This window comes from Streptomyces sp. NPDC002853 (assembly GCF_053591915.1).
Window position 1 is genome coordinate 282877 of sequence record NZ_JBSFUS010000010.1, and the last position, 20473, is coordinate 303349.

General features: G+C 71.3%; 14 protein-coding genes, 1 tRNA gene and 1 pseudogene. 13 read left to right on the forward strand and 3 right to left on the reverse strand.

Annotated elements, in window-relative coordinates; translation table 11 throughout:
* Positions 1-142 precede the first annotated feature (142 nt).
* The 8 genes from ACWD02_RS28240 to ACWD02_RS28275 all read left to right on the forward strand — a co-directional run bounded on the left by ACWD02_RS28240 (position 143) and on the right by ACWD02_RS28275 (position 12556).
* Positions 143-724: a small secreted protein gene (locus ACWD02_RS28240; protein WP_351166883.1), complete on the forward strand. Its 582-nt coding sequence runs from the start codon at positions 143-145 to the stop codon at positions 722-724.
* 176 nt (positions 725-900) lie between these two features.
* Complete coding sequence (locus ACWD02_RS28245; protein ID WP_451215213.1) at positions 901-2433, forward strand: DUF7059 domain-containing protein; 1533 nt, start codon at positions 901-903, stop codon at positions 2431-2433.
* 305 nt (positions 2434-2738) lie between these two features.
* On the forward strand, positions 2739-2936 hold the full coding sequence (locus ACWD02_RS28250; protein ID WP_363210556.1) for a hypothetical protein: 198 nt from the start codon (positions 2739-2741) through the stop codon (positions 2934-2936).
* Between the two features lie 295 nt (positions 2937-3231).
* The gene (gene topA, locus ACWD02_RS28255) at positions 3232-6072 is read left to right on the forward strand and encodes a type I DNA topoisomerase (RefSeq protein ID WP_451215214.1); all 2841 of its coding nucleotides are present in this window, start codon (positions 3232-3234) and stop codon (positions 6070-6072) included.
* Between the two features lie 124 nt (positions 6073-6196).
* Complete coding sequence (gene tmk / locus ACWD02_RS28260; RefSeq protein WP_451215215.1) at positions 6197-9394, forward strand: dTMP kinase; 3198 nt, start codon at positions 6197-6199, stop codon at positions 9392-9394.
* 118 nt (positions 9395-9512) lie between these two features.
* On the forward strand, positions 9513-10718 hold the full coding sequence (locus tag ACWD02_RS28265; RefSeq protein WP_451215216.1) for a DNA polymerase III subunit delta': 1206 nt from the start codon (positions 9513-9515) through the stop codon (positions 10716-10718).
* A 113-nt stretch (positions 10719-10831) separates the two neighbouring features.
* Positions 10832-12379, forward strand: coding sequence for an alpha/beta hydrolase (locus ACWD02_RS28270; protein WP_451215217.1), 1548 nt, complete (start codon positions 10832-10834; stop codon positions 12377-12379).
* Positions 12380-12482: 103 nt separating this feature from the next.
* A tRNA-Thr gene (locus tag ACWD02_RS28275) sits at positions 12483-12556 on the forward strand.
* Positions 12557-12623: 67 nt separating this feature from the next.
* Here the strand turns inward: ACWD02_RS28275 and ACWD02_RS28280 are convergent.
* The gene (locus ACWD02_RS28280) at positions 12624-12896 is read right to left on the reverse strand and encodes an LppU/SCO3897 family protein (protein WP_451215351.1); all 273 of its coding nucleotides are present in this window, start codon (positions 12894-12896) and stop codon (positions 12624-12626) included.
* Positions 12897-12994: 98 nt separating this feature from the next.
* Between ACWD02_RS28280 and ACWD02_RS28285 the strand changes: the two genes are divergently transcribed.
* Complete coding sequence (locus ACWD02_RS28285) at positions 12995-13588, forward strand: TetR/AcrR family transcriptional regulator (RefSeq protein ID WP_451215218.1); 594 nt, start codon at positions 12995-12997, stop codon at positions 13586-13588.
* 46 nt (positions 13589-13634) lie between these two features.
* Here the strand turns inward: ACWD02_RS28285 and ACWD02_RS28290 are convergent, their stop codons facing one another.
* Positions 13635-14150, reverse strand: coding sequence for an FxLYD domain-containing protein (locus tag ACWD02_RS28290; RefSeq protein WP_451215219.1), 516 nt, complete (start codon positions 14148-14150; stop codon positions 13635-13637).
* Between the two features lie 320 nt (positions 14151-14470).
* On the opposite strand from ACWD02_RS28290, the gene ACWD02_RS28295 reads away from it, so the two are divergent.
* The 4 genes and pseudogenes from ACWD02_RS28295 to ACWD02_RS28310 all read left to right on the forward strand — a co-directional run.
* Entirely contained in the window at positions 14471-14866 is a 396-nt protein-coding gene (locus tag ACWD02_RS28295) for a hypothetical protein (RefSeq protein ID WP_451215220.1), read from the forward strand.
* 85 nt (positions 14867-14951) lie between these two features.
* Positions 14952-15761, forward strand: coding sequence for a response regulator transcription factor (locus tag ACWD02_RS28300; RefSeq protein WP_451215221.1), 810 nt, complete (start codon positions 14952-14954; stop codon positions 15759-15761).
* Positions 15751-18123: an ATP-binding protein gene (locus ACWD02_RS28305; protein ID WP_451215222.1), complete on the forward strand. Its 2373-nt coding sequence runs from the start codon at positions 15751-15753 to the stop codon at positions 18121-18123. Before ACWD02_RS28300 ends, ACWD02_RS28305 begins: the two co-directional genes overlap by 11 nt.
* A gap of 440 nt (positions 18124-18563) precedes the next feature.
* Positions 18564-19319, forward strand: a pseudogene (locus ACWD02_RS28310) (AfsR/SARP family transcriptional regulator); the annotation flags it as partial.
* Here the strand turns inward: ACWD02_RS28310 and ACWD02_RS28315 are convergent.
* Positions 19236-20456, reverse strand: coding sequence for a hypothetical protein (locus tag ACWD02_RS28315; RefSeq protein ID WP_451215363.1), 1221 nt, complete (start codon positions 20454-20456; stop codon positions 19236-19238). The pseudogene ACWD02_RS28310 and the gene ACWD02_RS28315 overlap by 84 nt on opposite strands.
* Positions 20457-20473 lie beyond the last annotated feature (17 nt).

Below are 20473 nucleotides of genomic sequence, written 5' to 3' on the forward strand. Positions count from 1 at the left end.
GCCCTTCGTGCGTGTGATGCGCCGTCTGGTGAGCCTTCTCATGCGCTCTTCCCTTGGTGCAAATGGCTTCAATAGGGGTGGTACCGGACCCCCGGCATGCGGTCGTAGCCCAGTTGGCGTGTAAGTTCCGGGGCCGAGAGCCATGGAAGGGACCAATCCGGTGAACAAGAAGCTTGCAGCCGCACTGTCCGGCGGTGCGGTACTGGTACTGGCGCTGTCGGGCTGCAGCGACGACGGCAACGAGAAGCTGGACTCCTGGGCCAAGGACGTCTGTGACTCGGTTCAGCCGCAGTCGAAGAAGATCGCCGCCGCCAACGCCGCGATCCAGAAGGAGACCTCGGACAACAGCTCGCCGGAGGACGTACAGAAGACCGACTCCAAGGCGTTCCAGGACATGTCCGACGCCTACAAGGCGATGGGCACCGCGGTGAAGGACGCGGGCGCCCCGCCGGTCGACGGCGGTCAGAAGAAGACCGACGACGCGGTCAAGGAACTGAACGCCATCTCCAAGTCGTACGGCGACCTGAAGAAGAAGGTCGACGGCCTGGACACCAAGAACCAGGCGGACTTCGCGGACGGGCTCAAGAGCGTCGCGGGCGAGCTGGACAAGCTGAGCAAGAGCGGCAACGAGGCCCTGGAGAAGTTGCAGGAGGGCGAGGTGGGCAAGGCGATGAGCAAGCAGGACAGCTGCAAGTCGGCCAGCGCCACGCCTTCTGCCGCTTAGGGGTTGGCCCCCTTCTTTGACGTGCTGCCCCGGACGCCTGGGGGGAGACCCCCCGGCGTCCGGGGCAGCGTTGCGTCGACCAGCGCCCGGCAGCTCCGGGCTGTGCCCACCCGTTCCGCCCTTCCGGAACGCCTGCCCACAGTGGGAAACCGTCGGATGCGGGTCACAATGAAGGGGTGAGTATCGCTAGCGCCCCCCTGCCCTCGTCCGATCGTGCCGATGTCTCCGCTCAGTTGCGGGAAGCCTTGCTGGCGGCCGACTTCACCGCTGACGGGCTGCTGGAGCTGCTCGGGGCGCCTGCCTACACGGCGCTCGCCCGCAGCGAGACCGTGCCCGCGCTGCGGGCCACCCGCGGCGAAGGGCCGCTGGAGACGCTCGTACGGCTCTTCCTGCTGCAGCGTTCCGTGCCGCACGCGCGCGTGGCGGCCGTTCTGCCGGTCGGCCCTCTACAGGAGAGCGGTTGGCTTTCCGCGGCGGACGGTGAGGGCGCGCTGAAGGCGACGGTGGACGTACGGCCCTACGGCGGACCGAGCGGCGAGGACTGGTTCATCGTCTCGGACCTGGGCTGCGCGGTCGGCGGCGCCGGTGGCATCGGCAGCCATGACGAGGGTGTCGTACTCGGAGTCGGCGGGGCGTCGACGACGCTCGCCGGTCTGACCGTACGTACGCCTGTGGCCGGCGCTCTCGACCTCGGCACCGGCTCCGGGATCCAGGCGCTGCACGCCGCGCAACACGCGACCCGGGTGACGGCGACCGACCTCAACCCCCGTGCGCTGCACATCACGCGGCTCACGCTGGCGCTGTCCGGCGCTCCCGAGGCGGACCTGCGCGAGGGCTCCCTCTTCGAACCCGTGGGCGAGGAGAGGTACGACCTGATCGTGTCCAATCCGCCGTTCGTGATCTCTCCCGGAGCGCGTCTCACGTACCGCGACGGCGGGATGGGCGGGGACGATCTGTGCCGGTCGCTCGTTCAGCAGGCAGGGGAGCGGTTGAACGAAGGGGGGTATGCGCACTTCCTCGCCAACTGGCAGCACGTGGAGGGTGAGGAGTGGACCGAGCGGCTCCGGTCCTGGGTGCCGCGCGGCTGCGACGCGTGGATCGTGCAGCGTGAGGTGCAGGACGTCACGCAGTACGCCGAGCTGTGGCTGCGGGACGCAGGGGACCACCGCACGGACCCGGAGGAGTACGCGGCGCGGTACGACGCGTGGCTCGACGAGTTCGACGCCCGCAAGACACGCGCGGTCGGGTTCGGGTGGATCACGCTGCGCAAGCCCGCGGCAGGGGCCGGGTCCGCCGAGCCGACCGTGACCGTGGAGGAGTGGCCGCACCCCGTCGAGCAGCCGCTGGGCGAGACGGTTCGGGAGCACTTCGCGCGCCAGGACTACCTGCGGACGCACGACGACGCCGCGCTGCTCGCAGGGCATTTCAAGCTCGCGGCCGAGGTGGTGCAGGAGCAGGTCGGGCTGCCCGGCGCCGAGGACCCCGAGCATGTCGTGCTGCGCCAGCACCGCGGGATGCGACGGGCCACCAAGGTGGACACGGTGGGCGCGGGTTTCGCCGGTGTGTGCGACGGCACGCTGAGCGCCGGACGGATCCTCGACGCCATCGCGCAACTGGTTGGAGAGGACCCCGTATTGCTGCGGGACCGCACGCCCGCGCAGATCCGGCTCCTCGTCGAGCAGGGCTTCCTGGAGCCGGTCGACATGTAACCGGCGTGCGGCGGGACCGCGGGGGCCGCCGGGCCGTTGGCGGTACGCGTACGGCGTGTCTCGTACGTTTCGCGGACATGGGCTCCGCGTTGTGGGTGGGATGGACGGACATCGGCGACCGTTGGACGTACATCGAGAAGGTGGACCGTACGAACCAGCCCCGCGGCGATCGGTTCCGGTCGAGTCGGGCCGGGCGCCGGCCGGTGATTCAGGCCGGGCGCCCTCCGTTCACCCGAGGTTCGCGCCCCGGATTCCCGGGCGTGTCAGTTTGCCGATCCGGGAACTCAGTACGGGGAGGCAAAGACATGGAGAGTGGACCAGCGATCTTCGCGGGCACGGTGTTCGCGCTGTTCGGAGCGGGACTGCTGCTGTGGACCGGAGCACGCGTGGCACACCGCGCGCCCGTCGCCGACGGTGTGAACCCTGTCGCATCGGCGACACTCGCAGCGCTCGCCGGATCGGGTGCACTGGTGCTCGGAGTGTGGTGTTTCACTCGCCTCTGACGGGAGTGGCCGGTGGCCGCGGGGCGCGTACGGGCCGTAGGCCCGGCGACGGCGCCGAGCCGGTGGTGAAGCCGGTGGTGAAAGGGCAGGTCGCCACTCCGGGCGGCAGGAATGGCGGTAGTCGGGTTACCGTTCGAGTGGCCGTTGCGGGCTTTTCCCGTTTGACACGGGGGCGGGATGTACCGTCACACTCCGCAGCGTCAGCGCAACTCAAGCGCACCGAGCGAGGCCACGCAGAGCGGCCACGAGCCCGCGCAGCACGGCCACCGAGTACCGACCGGAGAGAAGAGCGAAGTTGTCCCCGACCAGCGAGACCGCAAAGGGCGGCCGCCGACTCGTCATCGTCGAGTCGCCTGCCAAGGCGAAGACGATCAAGGGTTACCTCGGCCCCGGCTACGTAGTCGAGGCGAGTGTCGGGCACATCCGCGACCTCCCCAACGGCGCCGCGGAGGTACCCGACAAGTACACCGGCGAGGTGCGCCGGCTCGGCGTGGACGTCGAGAACGACTTCGAGCCCATCTATGTCGTCAACGCCGACAAGAAGGCGCAGGTCAAGAAGCTCAAGGACCTGTTGAAGGACTCCGACGAACTCTTCCTCGCCACCGATGAGGACCGCGAGGGCGAAGCCATCGCGTGGCACCTCCTCGAGGTCCTTAAGCCCAAGGTCCCGGTCAAGCGGATGGTCTTCCACGAGATCACCAAGGCCGCGATCCAGGGCGCCGTCGCCAACCCGCGCGAGCTCAACAAGCGCATGGTCGACGCCCAGGAGACCCGCCGCATCCTCGACCGTCTGTACGGCTACGAGGTCTCGCCGGTCCTGTGGAAGAAGGTCATGCCGCGCCTGTCGGCCGGCCGTGTCCAGTCCGTGGCGACCCGCCTCGTCGTCGAGCGTGAGCGCGAGCGCATCGCCTTCCGCTCCGCCGAGTACTGGGACCTGACGGGCACCTTCGGCACCGGCCGCACCGGTGACGCGTCCGACCCCTCGCAGCTCGTCGCGCGTCTCACCGCGGTCGACGGCAAGCGCATCGCCCAGGGCCGCGACTTCAACTCGGTCGGACAGCTCAAGTCCGACACCCTGCACCTGGACGAGACCAACGCCCGCGCGCTCGCCGCGGCCCTGGAGAACACCAGGTTCGCGGTCCGTTCCGTCGAGTCGAAGCCCTACCGCCGCTCTCCGTACGCGCCGTTCCGTACGACGACGATGCAGCAGGAGGCCAGCCGCAAGCTCGGCTTCGGCGCGAAGGCCACGATGCAGGTGGCCCAGAAGCTGTACGAGAACGGCTTCATCACGTACATGCGTACGGACTCCACGACGCTGTCCGACACGGCGGTCACCGCCGCTCGCGCACAGGTCACGCAGCTTTACGGCAGCGACTACCTGCCGGACAAGCCCCGTACGTACGCCGGGAAGGTCAAGAACGCGCAGGAGGCGCACGAGGCGATCCGCCCCTCAGGTGATCGTTTCCGCACGCCCGCCGAGACCGGCCTGACCGGCGACCAGTTCCGGCTCTACGAACTGATCTGGAAGCGGACCGTCGCCTCCCAGATGAAGGACGCGACCGGAAACTCCGTCACGGTGAAGATCGGTGGCACGGCCGCCGACGGCCGCGACGCCGAGTTCAGCGCGTCCGGCAAGACCATCACCTTCCACGGCTTCATGAAGGCCTACGTCGAGGGCGCGGACGACCCGAACGCCGAGCTCGACGACCGTGAGCGCAGGCTTCCGCAGGTCAGCGAGGGTGACGCGCTGACCGCCGACGAGATCACCGTCGACGGCCACGCCACGAAGCCGCCGGCCCGCTACACCGAGGCCTCGCTGGTCAAGGAGCTCGAAGAGCGCGAGATCGGCCGCCCGTCGACGTACGCGTCGATCATCGGCACGATCCTCGACCGCGGTTACGTCTTCAAGAAGGGCACGGCCCTCGTGCCCTCCTTCTTGTCCTTCGCCGTGGTCAACCTCCTGGAGAAGCACTTCGGGCGGCTCGTCGACTACGACTTCACGGCGCGCATGGAGGACGACCTCGACCGCATCGCGCGGGGCGAGGCCCAGTCCGTGCCGTGGCTGAAGCGGTTCTACTTCGGCGAGGGCGACGACTCCGGTGTCGCCTCCAGCGCGGGCAACGGCGACGGCGACCACCTCGGCGGGCTCAAGGAACTGGTGACCGACCTGGGCGCGATCGACGCCCGGGAGATCTCCTCCTTCCCCGTCGGCGACGGCATCCTGCTGCGCGTCGGCCGCTACGGCCCGTACATCGAGCGCGGCGAGAAGGACTCGGAAGGCCACCAGCGCGCCGACGTGCCCGACGACCTGCCGCCGGACGAGCTGACCGTCGCGTACGCCGAGGAGCTGCTCGCCAAGCCGAGCGGTGACTTCGCGCTCGGCACCGACCCCACGTCGGGTCACGAGATCATCGCCAAGGACGGCCGCTACGGCCCGTACGTCACCGAGGTGCTCCCCGAGGGCACCCCGAAGACGGGCAAGAACGCGGTCAAGCCGCGGACGGCCTCGCTCTTCAAGTCCATGTCGCTCGACACGGTGACGCTCGAGGACGCCCTGAAGCTGATGTCCCTGCCGCGGGTGGTCGGGGCGGACGCCGAGGGCGTGGAGATCACCGCGCAGAACGGCCGCTACGGCCCGTATCTGAAGAAGGGCACGGACTCGCGGTCCATCGACACCGAGGAGCAGCTCTTCAACATCACGTTGGAAGAGGCCCTCGCGATCTACGCCCAGCCCAAGCAGCGCGGGCGGGCCGCCGCCAAGCCGCCGCTCAAGGAGCTCGGCGAGGACCCGGTCAGCGGGAAGCCCGTCGTCGTCAAGGACGGCCGCTTCGGGGCGTACGTCACGGACGGCGAGACGAACGCGACGCTGCGGGCCGCCGACAGCGTCGAGGACATCACCGCCGAGCGGGGCTACGAACTGCTCGCCGAGAAGCGGGCGAAGGGTCCGGCCAAGAAGACCGCCAAGAAGGCGGCGAAGAAGGCCCCGGCCAAGAAGACCGCCGCCAAGAAGACGGCTGCTTCGACCGCGAAGAAAACGGCCGCCAAGAAGACGACGGCCGCGAAGAAGACCACTACGAAGACGGCGGCCGCCAAGAAGACCGCTGCTTCGGCCGCGAAGGCGTCCGACGCCGAGTAGCCGGTTCACGGCGCCGTTCCGTCCGGTGCTGTGAACGAGTGAGTTGTGAAGGTGTGAACCGAAGGGGCGCCCGTTTGTTCGGGCGCCCCTTCGGAGTGTCACACCGTCCGGATAGGCTGGACGGATGACGCGTGCCGAGCAGCCAACGGTCGGAAACCCGGCCCCCGACGACGCCCTGGTCGCAGATTCCCGAGAGCGTGCTGTCCGCGCCTTGCTGCGCGTGCCGCAGTTGAAGCGGCTCTGGAGCGCCCAGCTCGTCGGCGGTGTCGGCGATGCCCTGGCCCTTCTCGTCCTGGTGGTGCTCGCTCTGCAAGCGGCCATCGCCGAGGGCGCGTTCGGGGGCGGTTATCGCGGGGTCGCTTTCGCGGTCACCGCCGTCTTCGGGGCACGGATCCTCGCGACGCTGCTCTTCGGGGCGGTGCTCCTCGGGCCGCTGAGCTCGCTCACGTCACCGGACGGGCCGCTCGACCGGCGCTGGACGATGGTCGTCTCGGACGGGCTGCGGGCCGCGCTCCTGATCGTCGCGCCGCTGTGGATCGACTGGGCCCCGGACAACGCGCTCGCGATGCTCCTCGTGACCGCCTTCGTGATCGGCGTCGCCGAACGCTTCTGGACGGTCTGCCGGGAGAGCGCGGCGCCCGCGCTGCTGCCCGCGCCGCCTCTGGAGGGCGCCACGGTGCGGCCGCTGCCGGACCACATGGACGCTCTGCGGCGCCTGTCGCTGCGTACGGGCTTCGTGGCGCTGCCCATCGCGGCCGCCGCGCTCGTCGCCATCACGCTGGTCGGCAATCTCCTGGGTGCCGGGATCGACTGGTTCGAGGTGCACCAGGCGGGGCTCGCGTCGTTCGTCGCCGCCGGGCTCTTCGCGGCCTCGCTGTCGATCGTCTTCTTCCTCGAACTTCCCGCCACGCAGACGCCACGCGCGCGTAGCCCGCTCGAAGGGTTGCGCAGGCCGCGCACCGGCAGCGGCACCGACCGGGGCCGCACCGGCGCGATCCCGCTGCTCGTCGCCGCCTGCGCCGCGATCGCCGGGGCCGTCGCGGCCTCCGTGGCAGTCGCCGTGCTGCACGCCAAGGACCTGGACGGCGGGCCCGTCACGTACGGCCTGATCGTCCTCGCGCTGACCGGCGGCACCGTCGTCGGCATCCGCACGGCGCCCTCGCTGCTGCCCTCCCTCTCGCGCCGCAGGCTGCTCGCGCTCGCGATCGCCCTCACCGGCGTCGCACTGCTCGCAGCGGGCCTCGTGCCCGACGTGACGACCGTGCTGCTGCTCCTGGCGCTCGCCGGGGTGGCCGCGGGCATCGCCGCGCACACCGGGCACGCGCTGCTCGACCAGGAGGTCGAGGACTACCGCCGGGCGCGCACGACGGAACATCTCCAGGCGGTCGTACGCCTCTTCATCGCGCTCGGCGCGCTCGTGGCCCCCGTGGTCGCGGCGGCGATCGGGCCGCACCGCTTCGTCAACGGCAAGTTCGTCTTCGACCACGGAGGCGCCGCCTTCACGCTGATGCTGGTGGGCGCTCTGCTCCTGCCGGTGGCCGCGCTGGTCCTCGCCAAGATCGACGACCGGCAGGGCGTGCCGCTGCGCCACGACCTGCGGGACGCGCTGCGCGGCGGCGACGACCCCGAGCAGGGAATAGCGGCCACGGGGTTCTTCATCGCCCTGGAGGGCGGCGACGGCGCCGGCAAGTCGACGCAGGCAGAGGCGCTCGCGGAGTGGATCCGCGCCAAGGGCCACGAGGTCGTCGTGACGCGTGAGCCGGGGGCGACCCCGGTCGGCAAGCGACTGCGGTCGATCCTGCTCGACGTGTCGTCGGCCGGTCTCTCGCACCGCGCCGAGGCACTCCTGTACGCCGCCGACCGCGCCGAGCACGTCGACACGGTCGTACGTCCCGCCCTCGAGCGGGGCGCGGTCGTCATCTCCGACCGGTACATCGACTCGTCCGTGGCCTACCAAGGCGCGGGCCGCGATCTGTCCCCGACCGAGATCGCCCGTATCTCGCGGTGGGCGACGGCCGGGCTCGTGCCGCATCTGACGGTGCTGCTCGACGTGGCGCCGGAGGCGGCCCGCGAACGGTTCACGGAGGCCCCCGACCGCCTTGAGTCGGAGCCCGCCGAGTTCCACGCGCGCGTGCGGTCCGGATTCCTGACGCTCGCCGCGGCCGACCCGGGGCGCTATCTGGTGATCGACGCCGCCCAGGAGCCGGAGGCGGTCACGACCGTGGCCAGGCACCGGCTCGACCTGATGCTGCCGCTCTCCGAGGCCGAGGTGAAGGCACAGGAAGAGGCCCGCAAGGCCGCCGAGGAAGAAGCGCGCCGCAAGGCCGAGGAGGAAGCCGCGCGCAAGGCCGAGGAGGAACGGGTCGAGCGCGAGCGCCAGGAGCAGCTCGCCAAGCTCCGTGCCGAGGAGGAGGAGCGCAAGCGCCGCGAGCTGGAGGAGGCGCAGCGCCGCGAGGCCGAGCGCCAGGCCGAGGAGGCCAGGCAGCGCGCCGAGGAGGCCAAGCGCAAGGCCGAGGAGGAGCAGGCTCGCCTGCTCGCCGAGGAGAAGGTGCGGGCGGCCGAGGAGGCGCGGCGCCGCCGGGAGGCGGAGGAAGAGGCGCGGCTCCGGGCCGAGGCCGAGGCGCGGCGCCTGGAGAAGCAGCGCAAGGCGGAAGAGGCGCTGTTGCGGGCCGAGGAGGCGCGGCGGCTTGCTGCGGCCTCGGCGGCGGCTGCAGCCGCGGCTGCGGCGAGCGCGGCGGCTCCTGCCCCGAAGTCAGCTCCGGCTCGGAAGTCGGCTTCGGCTCCGAAGGCGGCGGATGCTCCGTCCGCGTCACCTTCCGATGCCGTGCCGGACAACGAGACGACGATTCCCACGCCCGTCGTGAAGCCCGGTGCCTCGGCTCCGTCCGCGCCGTCCGCTCCGTCCGCTCCCGCGCCGGGTGCGGCCGACGAGACCGCGGTGCTTCCGCAGGTGCAGGACACCCGCGGCTCGGAGGAGACCGAGGTGCTGCCGCAGCCGCCGGTGCCGGGTGCCGCCGACGAGACGGCCGTGCTGCCTCCCGTACGGGAGGACAAGGTGCCGCCGGGGTACTTCCGCGACGAGCGGCCCGAGGCCGCGCCCGCGCACTCGCCTTCGCCCGAGGGCGGCGGCAACGACCGCACCCGCGAGCTGCCCCAGGTCGACGAGAACGGAGAGCCCGTCCAGCGGCCTCGCTCGGACTGGGCGGAGGAGACTCCGCTGGACGATCTGCCTTCCCTGGCGGACGAGTTGCTGGGGGATCGGGACGAGGACGAGGACGGCCGGGGCGGTGGCCGCGGCGGCCGGGGGCGCAACAGGCGCTGAGCCTCGCCGGGCGAGCGGACCGCGTTGTCAGTGGCGTGCTCCACAATGAATTCGACAGCGTGAGGCGCGACGTGCGCGACGTGTGCGACGCAGGTGTGCAGGGCGGAGGCGGTGACCGATGACCGTATGGGACGACCTGGTGGGCCAGGAGCGGGTGAGTGAGCAGCTCGGCGCCGCCGCCCGGGACGCCGACACGCTGGTCACCGCCGTGGCCTCGGGCTCCCCGCGGCCCGAGTCGTCGAAGATGACGCACGCCTGGCTGTTCACCGGACCGCCCGGCTCCGGGCGGTCCACCGCCGCCCGCGCCTTCGCCGCCGCGCTCCAGTGCACGAGCCCCGACCGCGCGCTCGGCGGCGCCCCCGGCTGCGGCTTCTGCGACGGCTGCCACACGAGCCTGGTCGGCACGCACGCCGACGTCGAAGTGGTGCGTACGGACCTGCTGTCCATCGGCGTCAAGGAAACCCGCGAACTGGTCAGGCGGGCCCAGCTCTCGCCCGCCGGCGGCCGCTGGCAGGTCATCGTCCTGGAGGACGCCGACCGCCTCACCGAGGGCGCGGGCAACGTCCTGCTGAAGGCCGTGGAGGAGCCCGCTCCCCGCACCGTATGGCTGCTCTGCGCGCCCTCACTGGAGGACGTGCTGCCCACCATCCGCTCCCGCTGCCGCCATCTGACGCTGCGTACGCCTCCGGTGGACGCCGTCGCCGACGTACTCATCCGGCGTGACGGCATCGAGCCGGACGTCGCCTCCGCCGCCGCGCGCGCCACCCAGGGGCACATCGGCCGCGCCCGCCGCCTCGCGACCGACCCGCGGGCCCGCGAGCGCCGGGCGGCCGTGCTCAAGCTGCCGATGCGGGTGCAGGACATCGGCGGCTGTCTCAAGGCCGCGCAGGAGCTGATCGACACGGCAGGCGACGACGCGAAGCAGGTCGCCGAGGAAGTCGACGTCAAGGAGACCGACGACCTGAAGGCGGCGCTCGGCGCGGAGAAGGGCGGCCGGATGCCGCGCGGCACGGCCGGCGTCATGAAGGAACTGGAGGACCGGCAGAAGCGCCGCAGGACCCGCACCCAGCGGGACAGCCTCGACCTCGCCCTCATCGAACTGACCGGCGTGTACCGCGACGTGCTCACCCTGCAGCTCGGCTCGCGCGTGGCCCTGGCCAACACGGAGGTGCTCGACATGCTGGAGCGCCTGGCGCGCGGCACATCACCCGAGTCCACCCTGCGCCGCATCGAGGCGATCAGCGCCTGCCGCACCGCACTGGACCGCAATGTGGCGCCGCTGCTCGCGGTGGAGGCGATGACGGTGGCGCTGCGAGCGGGTTAGGACGCGGGGCCGCCGACCGCGCGGGTCTCGAGCCCGGCCGGAACGCGGTTGACGGAATCACCCGTACGAGCACATTGCGTAACAAGCCCAACACCTGGCGTTAGGCTCACGTGATGCGCATCAGAGGACTCCGCACCCCCGCGACCGCGTTCCTGGCCGCCGGACTGCTCATCTCCGGCTGCTCGGCCGGGAGCTCGACGGCGGACGCGTCCATGGCCGCGCTGCCCCGCGCCACCCCGCAGGAGCTGTCTTCGTACTACGGCCAGAAGCTGAGCTGGCGCGAATGCGGCGCCCCCGGCTTCGAGTGCTCCACGATGAGGGCGCCGCTGGACTACGCGAAGCCGGACGGCCCGCAGATCAAGCTCGCCGTCTCCCGGAAGAAGGCCACGGGCCCCGGCAAGCGCCTGGGCTCCCTCCTGGTCAACCCGGGCGGCCCCGGCGGCTCGGCGATCGGCTACCTCCAGTCGTACGCGGCCCTCGGCTACCCCGAGGAGGTCCGTGCCCGGTACGACATGGCCGCGGTCGACCCGCGCGGTGTGGCCCGCAGCGAGCCCGTCACCTGCCTCGACGGCAAGCAGATGGACGCGTACACGCAGACGGACGTCACCCCGGACGACGAGCGCGAGACCGCCGAACTGTCGGACTCCTTCCAGAAGTTCGCGACAGGCTGCGAGAAGCGCTCCGGCGAGGTGCTGCCACATGTCTCCACGGTCGAGGCGGCCCGCGACATGGACATCCTGCGCGCGGTCCTCGGCGACGAGAAGCTGAGCTACGTGGGCGCCTCGTACGGCACGTTCCTGGGAGCGACGTACGCCGGGCTCTACCCCGACCGCGTCGGCCGCCTGGTCCTGGACGGCGCGATGGACCCGTCCCTGCCGGCGCGCCGCATGAACCGTGACCAGACGGCGGGCTTCGAGACGGCGTTCACGTCGTTCGCGAAGGAGTGCGTGAGCAGGTCGGACTGCCCCCTGGGCACGGGGGACGAGACGGACGCGGGCAAGCGCCTCAAGTCGTTCTTCGACGAACTGGACCGTGCGCCGCTCCCCGCAGGCGACTCCGACGGACGCAAGCTCGGCGAGGCGCTCGCCACGACAGGCGTGATCGCAGCGATGTACGACGAGGGCGCCTGGCCCCAACTGCGCACGGCGCTGTCCGCCGCGATGAACGAGAAGGACGGCGCGCCCCTTCTCTCGCTCTCCGACAGCTACTACGAGCGTGACGCCGACGGGACGTACGCGAACCTCATGTTCGCCAACGCCGCCGTGAACTGCCTGGACCTGCCCCCGGCCTTCAAGACGGCCGCCGACGTCAAGAAGTCGCTCCCGGACTTCGAGAAGGCGTCCCCGGTCTTCGGCGAGGGCTTGGCCTGGGCCTCGCTGAACTGCGCGTACTGGCCGGTGAAGGCGACCGGCGAGCCGCACCGCATCAAGGCGGAAGGCGCGGCTCCGATCGTCGTGGTCGGCACCACACGCGACCCGGCGACCCCCTACCGCTGGGCCGAGGCCCTGGCCGACCAGCTCTCCTCCGGCAAGCTGCTCACCTACGACGGCGACGGCCACACGGCGTACGGCCGGGGCAGCAAGTGCGTGGACTCGGCGATCAACGCCTACTTGCTGGACGGCAAGGCCCCGGACGACGGAAAGCGCTGCTCACAGGGTTGACGCGGGCCCAGGGGGTCCGCGCACCGGGGGTGTGCGGAGCACCCCCGGAAACTGTGTAGACTTGGCGTCGCTGCTGATCGCACCATAGGTGCGGGACGCGTGCGCCGCCTTAGCTCAGATGGCCAGAGCAACGCACTCGTAATGCGTAGGTCTCGGGTTCGAATCCCGAAGGCGGCTCTGTGGAAGCCCCAGGACTCACTCGCCGTGACCTGGGGCTTTTGCTTTGCCGTTTTGCGGGGTGGCTTCAGCGGGCGTAGGAGCCCAGGCCTATCAGGCAGTAGACGTGCTCGTTGATGGTCGAGCCGTTGAGGGTGTAGCGGTACGAGAAGGCGTACTGCGTCTTGGGGTTGTCGTTGCAGCGGCTCATCTCCGAGGTCATGGGGATCGTCTGGATCACCTCGTAGTGGGCGTCGGACGCCGAGCACGGCCGTGGAGCCGGGGCCGGAGGCGCGTGAGGGGCCTGGTCGTGGTGCGGGTGGCGGCGCTGGTGATGTGGGTTCGGGCATCGGGTCAGTATGTGTCTTGCAGGGGCTTTGGTGGAGTGGGTTTCTAGAAATTAGTTCTAGAAGTGGGGTGCGGGGGCCTGGCGGGTGGGTGCTCTAGGCTTGGGGCACCATGAGCCCCAAGCAACAGCGTGGCGAAGAGACCGCCGACCGACTCCTGGATGCCGCGCTCCGCGTGTTTGCCGACTCCGGCGAGCAAGGTGTGACAGTCGGTGCGCTCACCAAGGCCAGTGGTGTCAGCCTCGGGAGTCTCTACCACCACTTCGGCAGCGTCGACGGGCTCATGAGCGCCTTGCTGCAGCGCTGGCTCGGTCGGCTGCTCATCGAGATGGCCGCTTCCGTGGAGCGGTCCCGTACGGCCAGGACCGGTATCCGCGCCCTCGTGCGTGCCTACCTGAAGTTCATCCAGGAGAACCCTGAGGCCGCCCGGCTCCTGCACTCCTCGTACGCCGACCGGCTCGGGATGGCTCAGGCCCGGCAGATCCGTGACGCCCAGGAGGCCAGGCTGTCGCCGCTGACCGCCTGGATGCAGCAGCACGTCGACTCGGGGGAGGTCGCCCCGCTTCCCATGTCCCTGGTCGAGGGGCTGGTCCTGGGGCCTGTCGTCGCCACCGCCCGTCGTTGGCTCGCCGGGTTCGACGACGTGGATCTCGATCAGGCCGCGCGTGTCCTGCCGGAGCGGATCTGGCGTTCGATCGTTCCTTGAGGGTGGGTGGCCGGGTGGCCGGGTGGCCGGGTGGGCGTTCGGGCGGTCAGTGGCGTAGGGCCTTGCTGATTTCCGCCTTGGGGGTGCCGGAGAGGGAACGGTTGCTGCGGGCCGTGCCTGACTTCGACTTGCCGGGGTCCACGTCGGTGATGTTGAGGACGGCCGTGTCCAGGAGATTCCCGTCGCCGTCGCGGAAGTTGACGGAGATGGTGTAGTCCGCCTTCTTGTCCTTGGGGTTGGTGGCCGTGATCTCGGCCGTTGCCCGGTCGTTCTCGGTCTTGGTGGGGCCGTCGACCTTTACGTCGCCCTTCGAGTCCACCCCGTCCTTCACCTCGGCCATCTTGGAGGCGGCGGCTTCCGTCGCGGACGAGACGGCTTCGCCCGCCCTGGCCGTGGCGGACGCGGCCCTGTCCTTGGCCTTGTCCACGTCACTCTCCGAGCAGGCGGTGGCGGAGAGGGCGATGAGGGCGGCGGTGGCTGCGGCGGTGGCGATGCGGGTGGCGTGGGTGCGGTCGGTGTTGGTGCGGGTGGGTTGGGTGCGGTCGGTATTGGTGCGGGTCATGCGGACCACCTTCGGGGTGGTGGGGGGTGGGCGCGAGTGGGGCGGGCCGTATGGGTGCGGGGGCGTAAGGGGGTTGCGTGGGGTTCCGCCTCCCAGGCTCGCCTCGTCGCGCGGGTCACCCGCTCGCCTCTGCTTCCCGGGCGCGCCCTCCGGCCCTCACCCGCAGAAAAATCCCGCTCCCGCCGGACAATCGGGCCGGCAAGTGGGAAAAATTTGCTCGGGTGGGGTGACTGCGGGGTGGTGGGTGGTTGCGTGGTGGCGGGGGGATGGGTGGGGAGGTTTTTGCTTGCGTGTGTGTCGGGGAGTGCGAGGATGCCGCGATGAGTGTTGACGTTGAGTCCTACGTTCGGTTTCAGTCGCCCGCGCGCCATCAGCGGGGGCATTTCACCGGGGTGTTCGGGCTGGTCAACGGCCTTGCCAAGGCCGGGAAGCTGACTGCCGAGCAAGAACTGTTCCGGCGTACCAACAACGATTGGTACGACAGCGCCTATCCGGACCCCTCGACCGTTGATCCCACCATTTACGACTACGACGTGAACCCCTGCGCCGTCGCCTGGTTCAAGGTCACCGCCACCCATCTCATCGAGCGCGTACCCGGCTATCTGGAGATTCTGGACGCGCACGGTGTCGAGTGTCGGGTGGTGCGGTCCTCGGATCCTGGGCGGGTCGTGTACGAGGACGAGTTCCAGGTCGTGGTCGTGCCTTACGAGGCGTAGGTGGCCCGGCGGGAGTTATGTGGATCCTGTCAGGCCGCTGTCCGATTCCGGTTGGGCCCGTGCGGGCCCGCTTATGCTCGACGCCATGTGCGCTTTTGTCCTGGTCGCGGAGGATGACGAGAAACAAGCCGAGCTGGTCCGCCGCTATCTGGAGCGCGAGGGCCACACGGTCGCCGTCGTCCACGACGGGCGCGCCGCGATCGACGAGGTGCGGCGCAGGCCGCCGGATCTGCTCGTGCTCGACGTGATGATGCCGCGCGTCGACGGGCTCGGCGTCACCCGCGTGCTGCGTGGCGGGCACGGCCATGGGGGTGGGGGCGGCCCCGCCCCCACCCCCGGGATTCCGATTCTGATGCTCACCGCCCGGTCCACCGAGGACGATCTGCTGCTCGGCCTCGATCTCGGCGCCGACGACTATCTGACGAAGCCGTACAGCCCCCGCGAGCTGATGGCCCGTGTCCGTACGCTGCTCCGGCGCTCCCAGGGCACGCACCATCCCGTCGTCGAGGGCGGCGAAGCCGTGCCGCGTGTGCTGCGCGTCGGTGGGCTCACCGTCGATCCGGTGCGGCACGAGGTGACCGTCGAAGGGCGGCTCGTCGAGTGCACTCCGGGGGAGTTCGAGCTGCTCGCGGCGCTGGCCGCGGAGCCGGAGCGGGTGTTCACGCGGCCCCAGCTGCTCGATCGTATTCATGGGTCGTCCGGGTACATATCGGTGCGCACCGTCGACGTACACGTACTGAATCTGCGCAAGAAGATCGAGGTCGATCCGCGCAGGCCGCGTCATCTCGTCACCGTCTTCGGCGTCGGTTACAAGCTCACGGGCGCGGCCCTCGGCGCGGCCACCCGGGCTGCCCCCGGGGCGCCCATCGGGGCGGCGGCGCGTCGTGGCGCGTGACATACCGTTCCGCAAGAGCCTGTTGCCCCGGCTGCTCGCCGTTTCCGTCCTCGTCTCCGTCGTGTCGATCGCCGCCACCGCCTGGCTCGCCGCGCAGACCACGTCCGGCGCCATCCGGCAGGAGCAGGGGCAGGTGCTCGCCGACGACGCGCGTGTCTACGACGAGTTGCTCGGCCTCGCGGCGACCGCGCCCGGGTGGCAGGGCGCCGAGAAGACCGTGCGGGAGCTGGCCCGGCAGACCGGGCGGCGTATCACCCTGACCACCCAGGACCGCGCCGTCATCGCCGACTCGCGGAGCACGGGCGGGAGTGACGGAAGTGCCGGAAGTGCCGGAAGTGACGAGCGTGACGGGAGTGACGGGAGTGACGGGAGTGACGGCAAGGACGGTGGCGCCGGTGTCGAGCTGCCCTCCAAGGCCTCGGCCGTCGTCGATCCGCTCGCCGTCGACGGGGCGCTGACCGCGGGTGCGGGGAGCGGCGACGACGCCGGGGGCGGGGGCGAGGACACCGCGGGGCTCGACCGCATCGATCCGCGTGCCGTCGGCCCCTTCCGGCTCTCGGGGCGGGAGCGGGACGAACTGGCGAAGGTGGCCGCCGGCGTCGTCGGCTGCATGCACGACTTCGGGGTCGTCGCCCGTTCCGTCCAGGGGCCCGGTGGGCGTCCGCGTATCGAGGCCGCCAACGACCCCAACCGCTTCCTGGACTTCACCTGCAACGACACGCGGCTCGTCGTCCCCACCCGCACGGAGAGCAAGGCACTCAAGAGGCTCAACGAACTCACCAACGCGTGCCTGCGCCGTGGGTCGCAGCCGCCCGTCGCGGTCGAGCTCGATCTCACCTGGCGGCGGTCGGACGGAGGGGTCGGCCCCGTACCGGGTGTGGTGGGTCCGCCCGCCGAGTCGGGCATGCGTGCGGAGCCGGAACCGGGGCCGGAGCAGAAACCGGAGCAGAAAGCGGAACCGGAACCGGGGTCGGAGCCGGAGCTTCGGACGGAGGGGCGCGCCACTCGCGCCCCGACGCCCGCCGCAACCCCCACCCCCGAGGCCACGTACACGCCCGCCCCCAAGTCCACCCCCACCGAGCCGGACGGCCCCGGTGCGGACCCCCGCAGCGCCGCCCGCCGTGCCCCCACCGGAGCGGCCGTCCCCGCCGATCCCATGGACGGCACCCGGGTGGCCGACGCCAAGGCCGCGGCCTGCCTGGGCAGCGCCCGCCGCGAGCAGCTCGGCCCGTACGTCTCCTCGCCCGCGCTCCTCTTCGTGACCGACTCCGATGGTTCGCGCTCCGCGGCGGCCCGCGCGGGCGAGACCTCGGGGTTCAGCCTCTCCCGGGCCAACACCACCCGGCTCGCGGGCCTCTCCGCGGCCATCCTCGCCGTGACGGTCGCCGTGACCGCCTTCGCCGCGAGCCGGCTGACCCGGCCGTTGCGGGCACTGACCACCGCGACGCAGCGAATGAAGACCGGTGAGGCGGCCGAACCCGTCAACGCGCGTTCGGCGGGGTCGGCGGGGGAGATCCGCCAACTCGCCGACGCCTTCAACGACATGGCCGCCCACCGCAAGGCCCTGGAGGACCACCGCAAGGCCCTGGAGGACCAGCGCCAGGCCATGGTGAGCGACGTCGCGCATGAGCTGCGTACGCCGTTGTCCAACATCCGCGGGTGGCTGGAGGCGGCCGAGGACGGCGTGGTCGCCACCGACCCGGAGCTGGTCTCCTCGCTCCTCGAAGAGGCCGTGCTGCTCCAGCACATCGTCAATGACCTGCAGGATCTCGCCGCCGCCGACGCCGGTACCCTCCGGTTGCACCGCGAGCCCGTGCACGCCTCCGACGTCGTGGACCAGGTCGCGGCGGCGCATCAGGCGGGTGCCGAGGCGGCGGGGGTACGGCTGAGCGCGACGACGATCGGCGACCCCTGCTTCACCGCCGATCCGCTCCGGCTCCGCCAGGCCATCGGCAACCTGGTCTCCAACGCGATCCGGCACACCCCGGAGGGCGGCAGCGTCACGATCGACTGCCGTGCCACGCTCGACGCGGTGGTGGTGGAGGTCGCCGACACCGGTACCGGTATCGCTCCCGACGACCTGCCGCACGTCTTCGACCGCTTCTGGCGCGCGGACAAGTCGCGTACGCGGTCCACGGGCGGCAGCGGGCTCGGCCTCGCGATCGTCCGGCAGCTGGTGGAGGGGCACGGCGGGACGGTGACGGCGCGGAGTGCTGCGGGGGAGGGGGCGGTGTTCACGGTGCGGGTGCCGTCGGAGGCGCCGGAGGCGCCGGAGTCGTCGGAGTCGTCGGATTCATCGGATTCATCGGAGGCGCCGGAGTCGAGGGACGTTCCCGAGTCGCCGGAGCCGTCGTCGTCTTAGGGACAAGGAATGCGGGATACGAGATACGGGACAGGAGACGGCGGTCGGTGGCGGCAGGCGAGAGGCGGGAGGGGCGCTGTCGCCGATGGCCCGCGTGAGCGAATGGTGGGCGATCCGTGAGCAACTGGTGCCGGAATCCGGTGGCCGGAGCGTGAGGCCGGGGGCTGTGCGTCCGGGCTTCCCACGGGGGCTCCGTGCTCCCCGCGTACGTACGGTGACGCGCGTGCGGCCGCTCTCGTTCCGCGAGCACCTCAACTCCCCCACCCCGTCAGGAAGTTAAGAGTGCCTCGCGGAAACTGAGCGGGCCCGGCCGCAACGGTGACACTCCCCCGAGTTACGCGTTCAGCGCGAGTACCGGCGGGGCCGGGCCCGATGTTCTGATCCCATCAGGGCTCGCCAACCGATCGCTAACATGTGGCCAACGGTTGGCGGGAGATGGCGTGGACGTACGGTGCGACGGGTTGCGGTTCGGGCTCCTGGGCGCGCCTGCCGTGTACGACGCCAAGGGCGAGCCACAGCCCGTGCAGAGCGCCAAAGGCCGCGCCCTGCTGGCCGCGCTGCTGCTTGAACCGGGCCGGGTGGTGTCCGTCGAGGCCCTCAAGGACGCGCTGTGGGGCGGGGCGCCGCCCGCGTCCGCGCACGCATCGCTGCAGAACCACGTGACGCGGCTGCGCCGACTCCTGGACGACCCGGACCGGTTGCGGGCGGTGCCGCCGGGGTATCGGTTGCGGGTCGCCGAAGGGGAGTTGGACGTACGGGTCTTCGAGCAGCTGGTCGCACGGGCCCGGGCGGCGCACGCGGAACGTGACTGGGACGGTTGCGTGGACGCCGCGTCCGGCGCGCTCGGGTTGTGGCGCGGTACTCCGCTGGGCGGGGTGCCCGCGGATGCGACGGGGCACGCGCTCGTACCGCGCCTCGAGGAGGCGCGGCTCCTCGCCCTCGAACTGCGGTACGACGCGGAGCTCGCGTCCGGGGCCGGTGGCGGAGGGCTCGTGCCGGAGCTCGCGGAACTGGTCGCCGAGCATCCCCTGCGGGAGGCCTTCCACCGCCAGCTGATGCTGGCGCTGCACCACACGGGCCGCCAGGCGGAAGCCTTGGCCGTCCACCGCGAGCTACGGCGCAGGCTGGTGGAGGAACTGGGCGTGGAGCCCGGCGCCTCGATACGGGAAGCGCATCGCGAGGTCCTGCGGGAGCCTGCGGGGTCGGCGTTGGTGGGGCGCGGTGCGTTGGTGGGGCGCGGTGCGGTGGGGGTGAGGGGTGGTGGTGCGCTCGGTGCTGCGGGCGTCGGGGGTGTTGCGGGGGTTGTGGGGACTGCGGGTGTCGCGGGTGTCGCGGGTGTTGCGGGGGTTGTGGGGACTGCGGGTGTCGCGGGTGTCGCGGGTGTCGCGGGTGTTGCGGGGGTTGTGGGGGCTGCGGGCGGTACGGGTGCTGCGGGTGTTGTGGGGGTGGCGGGCGCCCTGGGTGTTGGAAGAACGGCGAGTGCAGAGGGCGATGCGGGTGCGCCCGGCGCTGCGGGCATGGGGGGTGCTGCGGGAGTTGCGGGGACTGCGGGTGCTGCAGGGGTTGAGGGGGTGGCGGGCGTCACGAGTGTTGGGGGCGCGGCGAGTGTGGGTGCGCCCGGTGCTGAGGGCGTCGGGGGTGCTGTGGGAGTCGTGGGGGCTCCGGGCGTTACGGGTACTGCGGGGGCTGTGGGAGTGGCGGGTGCCCTGGGTGTTGGGGGCGCGGTGAGTGCGGGGGGCGATGTGGGTGCGCTCGGTGCTGCGGGGGTTGCGGGGACTACGGGCGTTACGGGGGTCACGGGTGCTGCGGGTGCCCCGGGTGTTGGGGGAACGGCGAGTGCGGAGGGCGATGCGGGTGCGCCCGGCGCTGCGGGCGTCAGGGGTGCTGCGGGAGTTGCGGGGACTGCGGGCGTCACGGGTGCTGCGGGAGTTGCAGGGGCGGCGGGTGTCCTCGGTGCGGTGGGCGTTCCGGGTGCCGTGGGTGCTGATGGTGCAGGCGGTGCGGTGGGCGTTCCGGGTGCCGTGGGTGCTGATGGTGCAGGCGGTGCCGTGGGCGTTCCGGGTGCCGTGGGTGCTGATGGTGCAGGCGGTGCCGTGGGTGTCCCGGGTGCCGTGGGTGCGGACGGTGCCGTGGACCTTGCTGGTGTGGTCGGTGCGGCCGGTGCGGTGGGGGTTGCCGGCGGGACAGGTGTAGCCGGTGTCGCGGGGGTGGTAGGCGGGGCGGGTGCGGCTAAAGCCGCACCCGCTCAACTCCCGCCATCCCCTCTGCACTTCACCGGCCGCGAGGAAGTCGTACGCTCCCTGGCGCAGCTGCTCGGCGGCCATGCCGACCATGCCGGAGATGACGGCTA

Bases quoted from the DNA above. Each gene is read 5' to 3' on its own strand.
- ACWD02_RS28240 (WP_351166883.1), top strand. From the start codon at position 143: ATGGAAGGGACCAATCCGGTGAACAAGAAGCTTGCAGCCGCACTGTCC.
- ACWD02_RS28250 (WP_363210556.1), top strand. From the start codon at position 2,739: ATGGAGAGTGGACCAGCGATCTTCGCGGGCACGGTGTTCGCGCTGTTC.
- tmk (WP_451215215.1), top strand. From the start codon at position 6,197: ATGACGCGTGCCGAGCAGCCAACGGTCGGAAACCCGGCCCCCGACGAC.
- ACWD02_RS28265 (WP_451215216.1), top strand. From the start codon at position 9,513: ATGACCGTATGGGACGACCTGGTGGGCCAGGAGCGGGTGAGTGAGCAG.
- ACWD02_RS28270 (WP_451215217.1), top strand. From the start codon at position 10,832: ATGCGCATCAGAGGACTCCGCACCCCCGCGACCGCGTTCCTGGCCGCC.
- ACWD02_RS28285 (WP_451215218.1), top strand. From the start codon at position 12,995: ATGAGCCCCAAGCAACAGCGTGGCGAAGAGACCGCCGACCGACTCCTG.
- ACWD02_RS28290 (WP_451215219.1), bottom strand. From the start codon at position 14,150: ATGACCCGCACCAATACCGACCGCACCCAACCCACCCGCACCAACACC.
- ACWD02_RS28295 (WP_451215220.1), top strand. From the start codon at position 14,471: ATGAGTGTTGACGTTGAGTCCTACGTTCGGTTTCAGTCGCCCGCGCGC.
- ACWD02_RS28300 (WP_451215221.1), top strand. From the start codon at position 14,952: ATGTGCGCTTTTGTCCTGGTCGCGGAGGATGACGAGAAACAAGCCGAG.
- ACWD02_RS28315 (WP_451215363.1), bottom strand. From the start codon at position 20,456: ATGGTCGGCATGGCCGCCGAGCAGCTGCGCCAGGGAGCGTACGACTTC.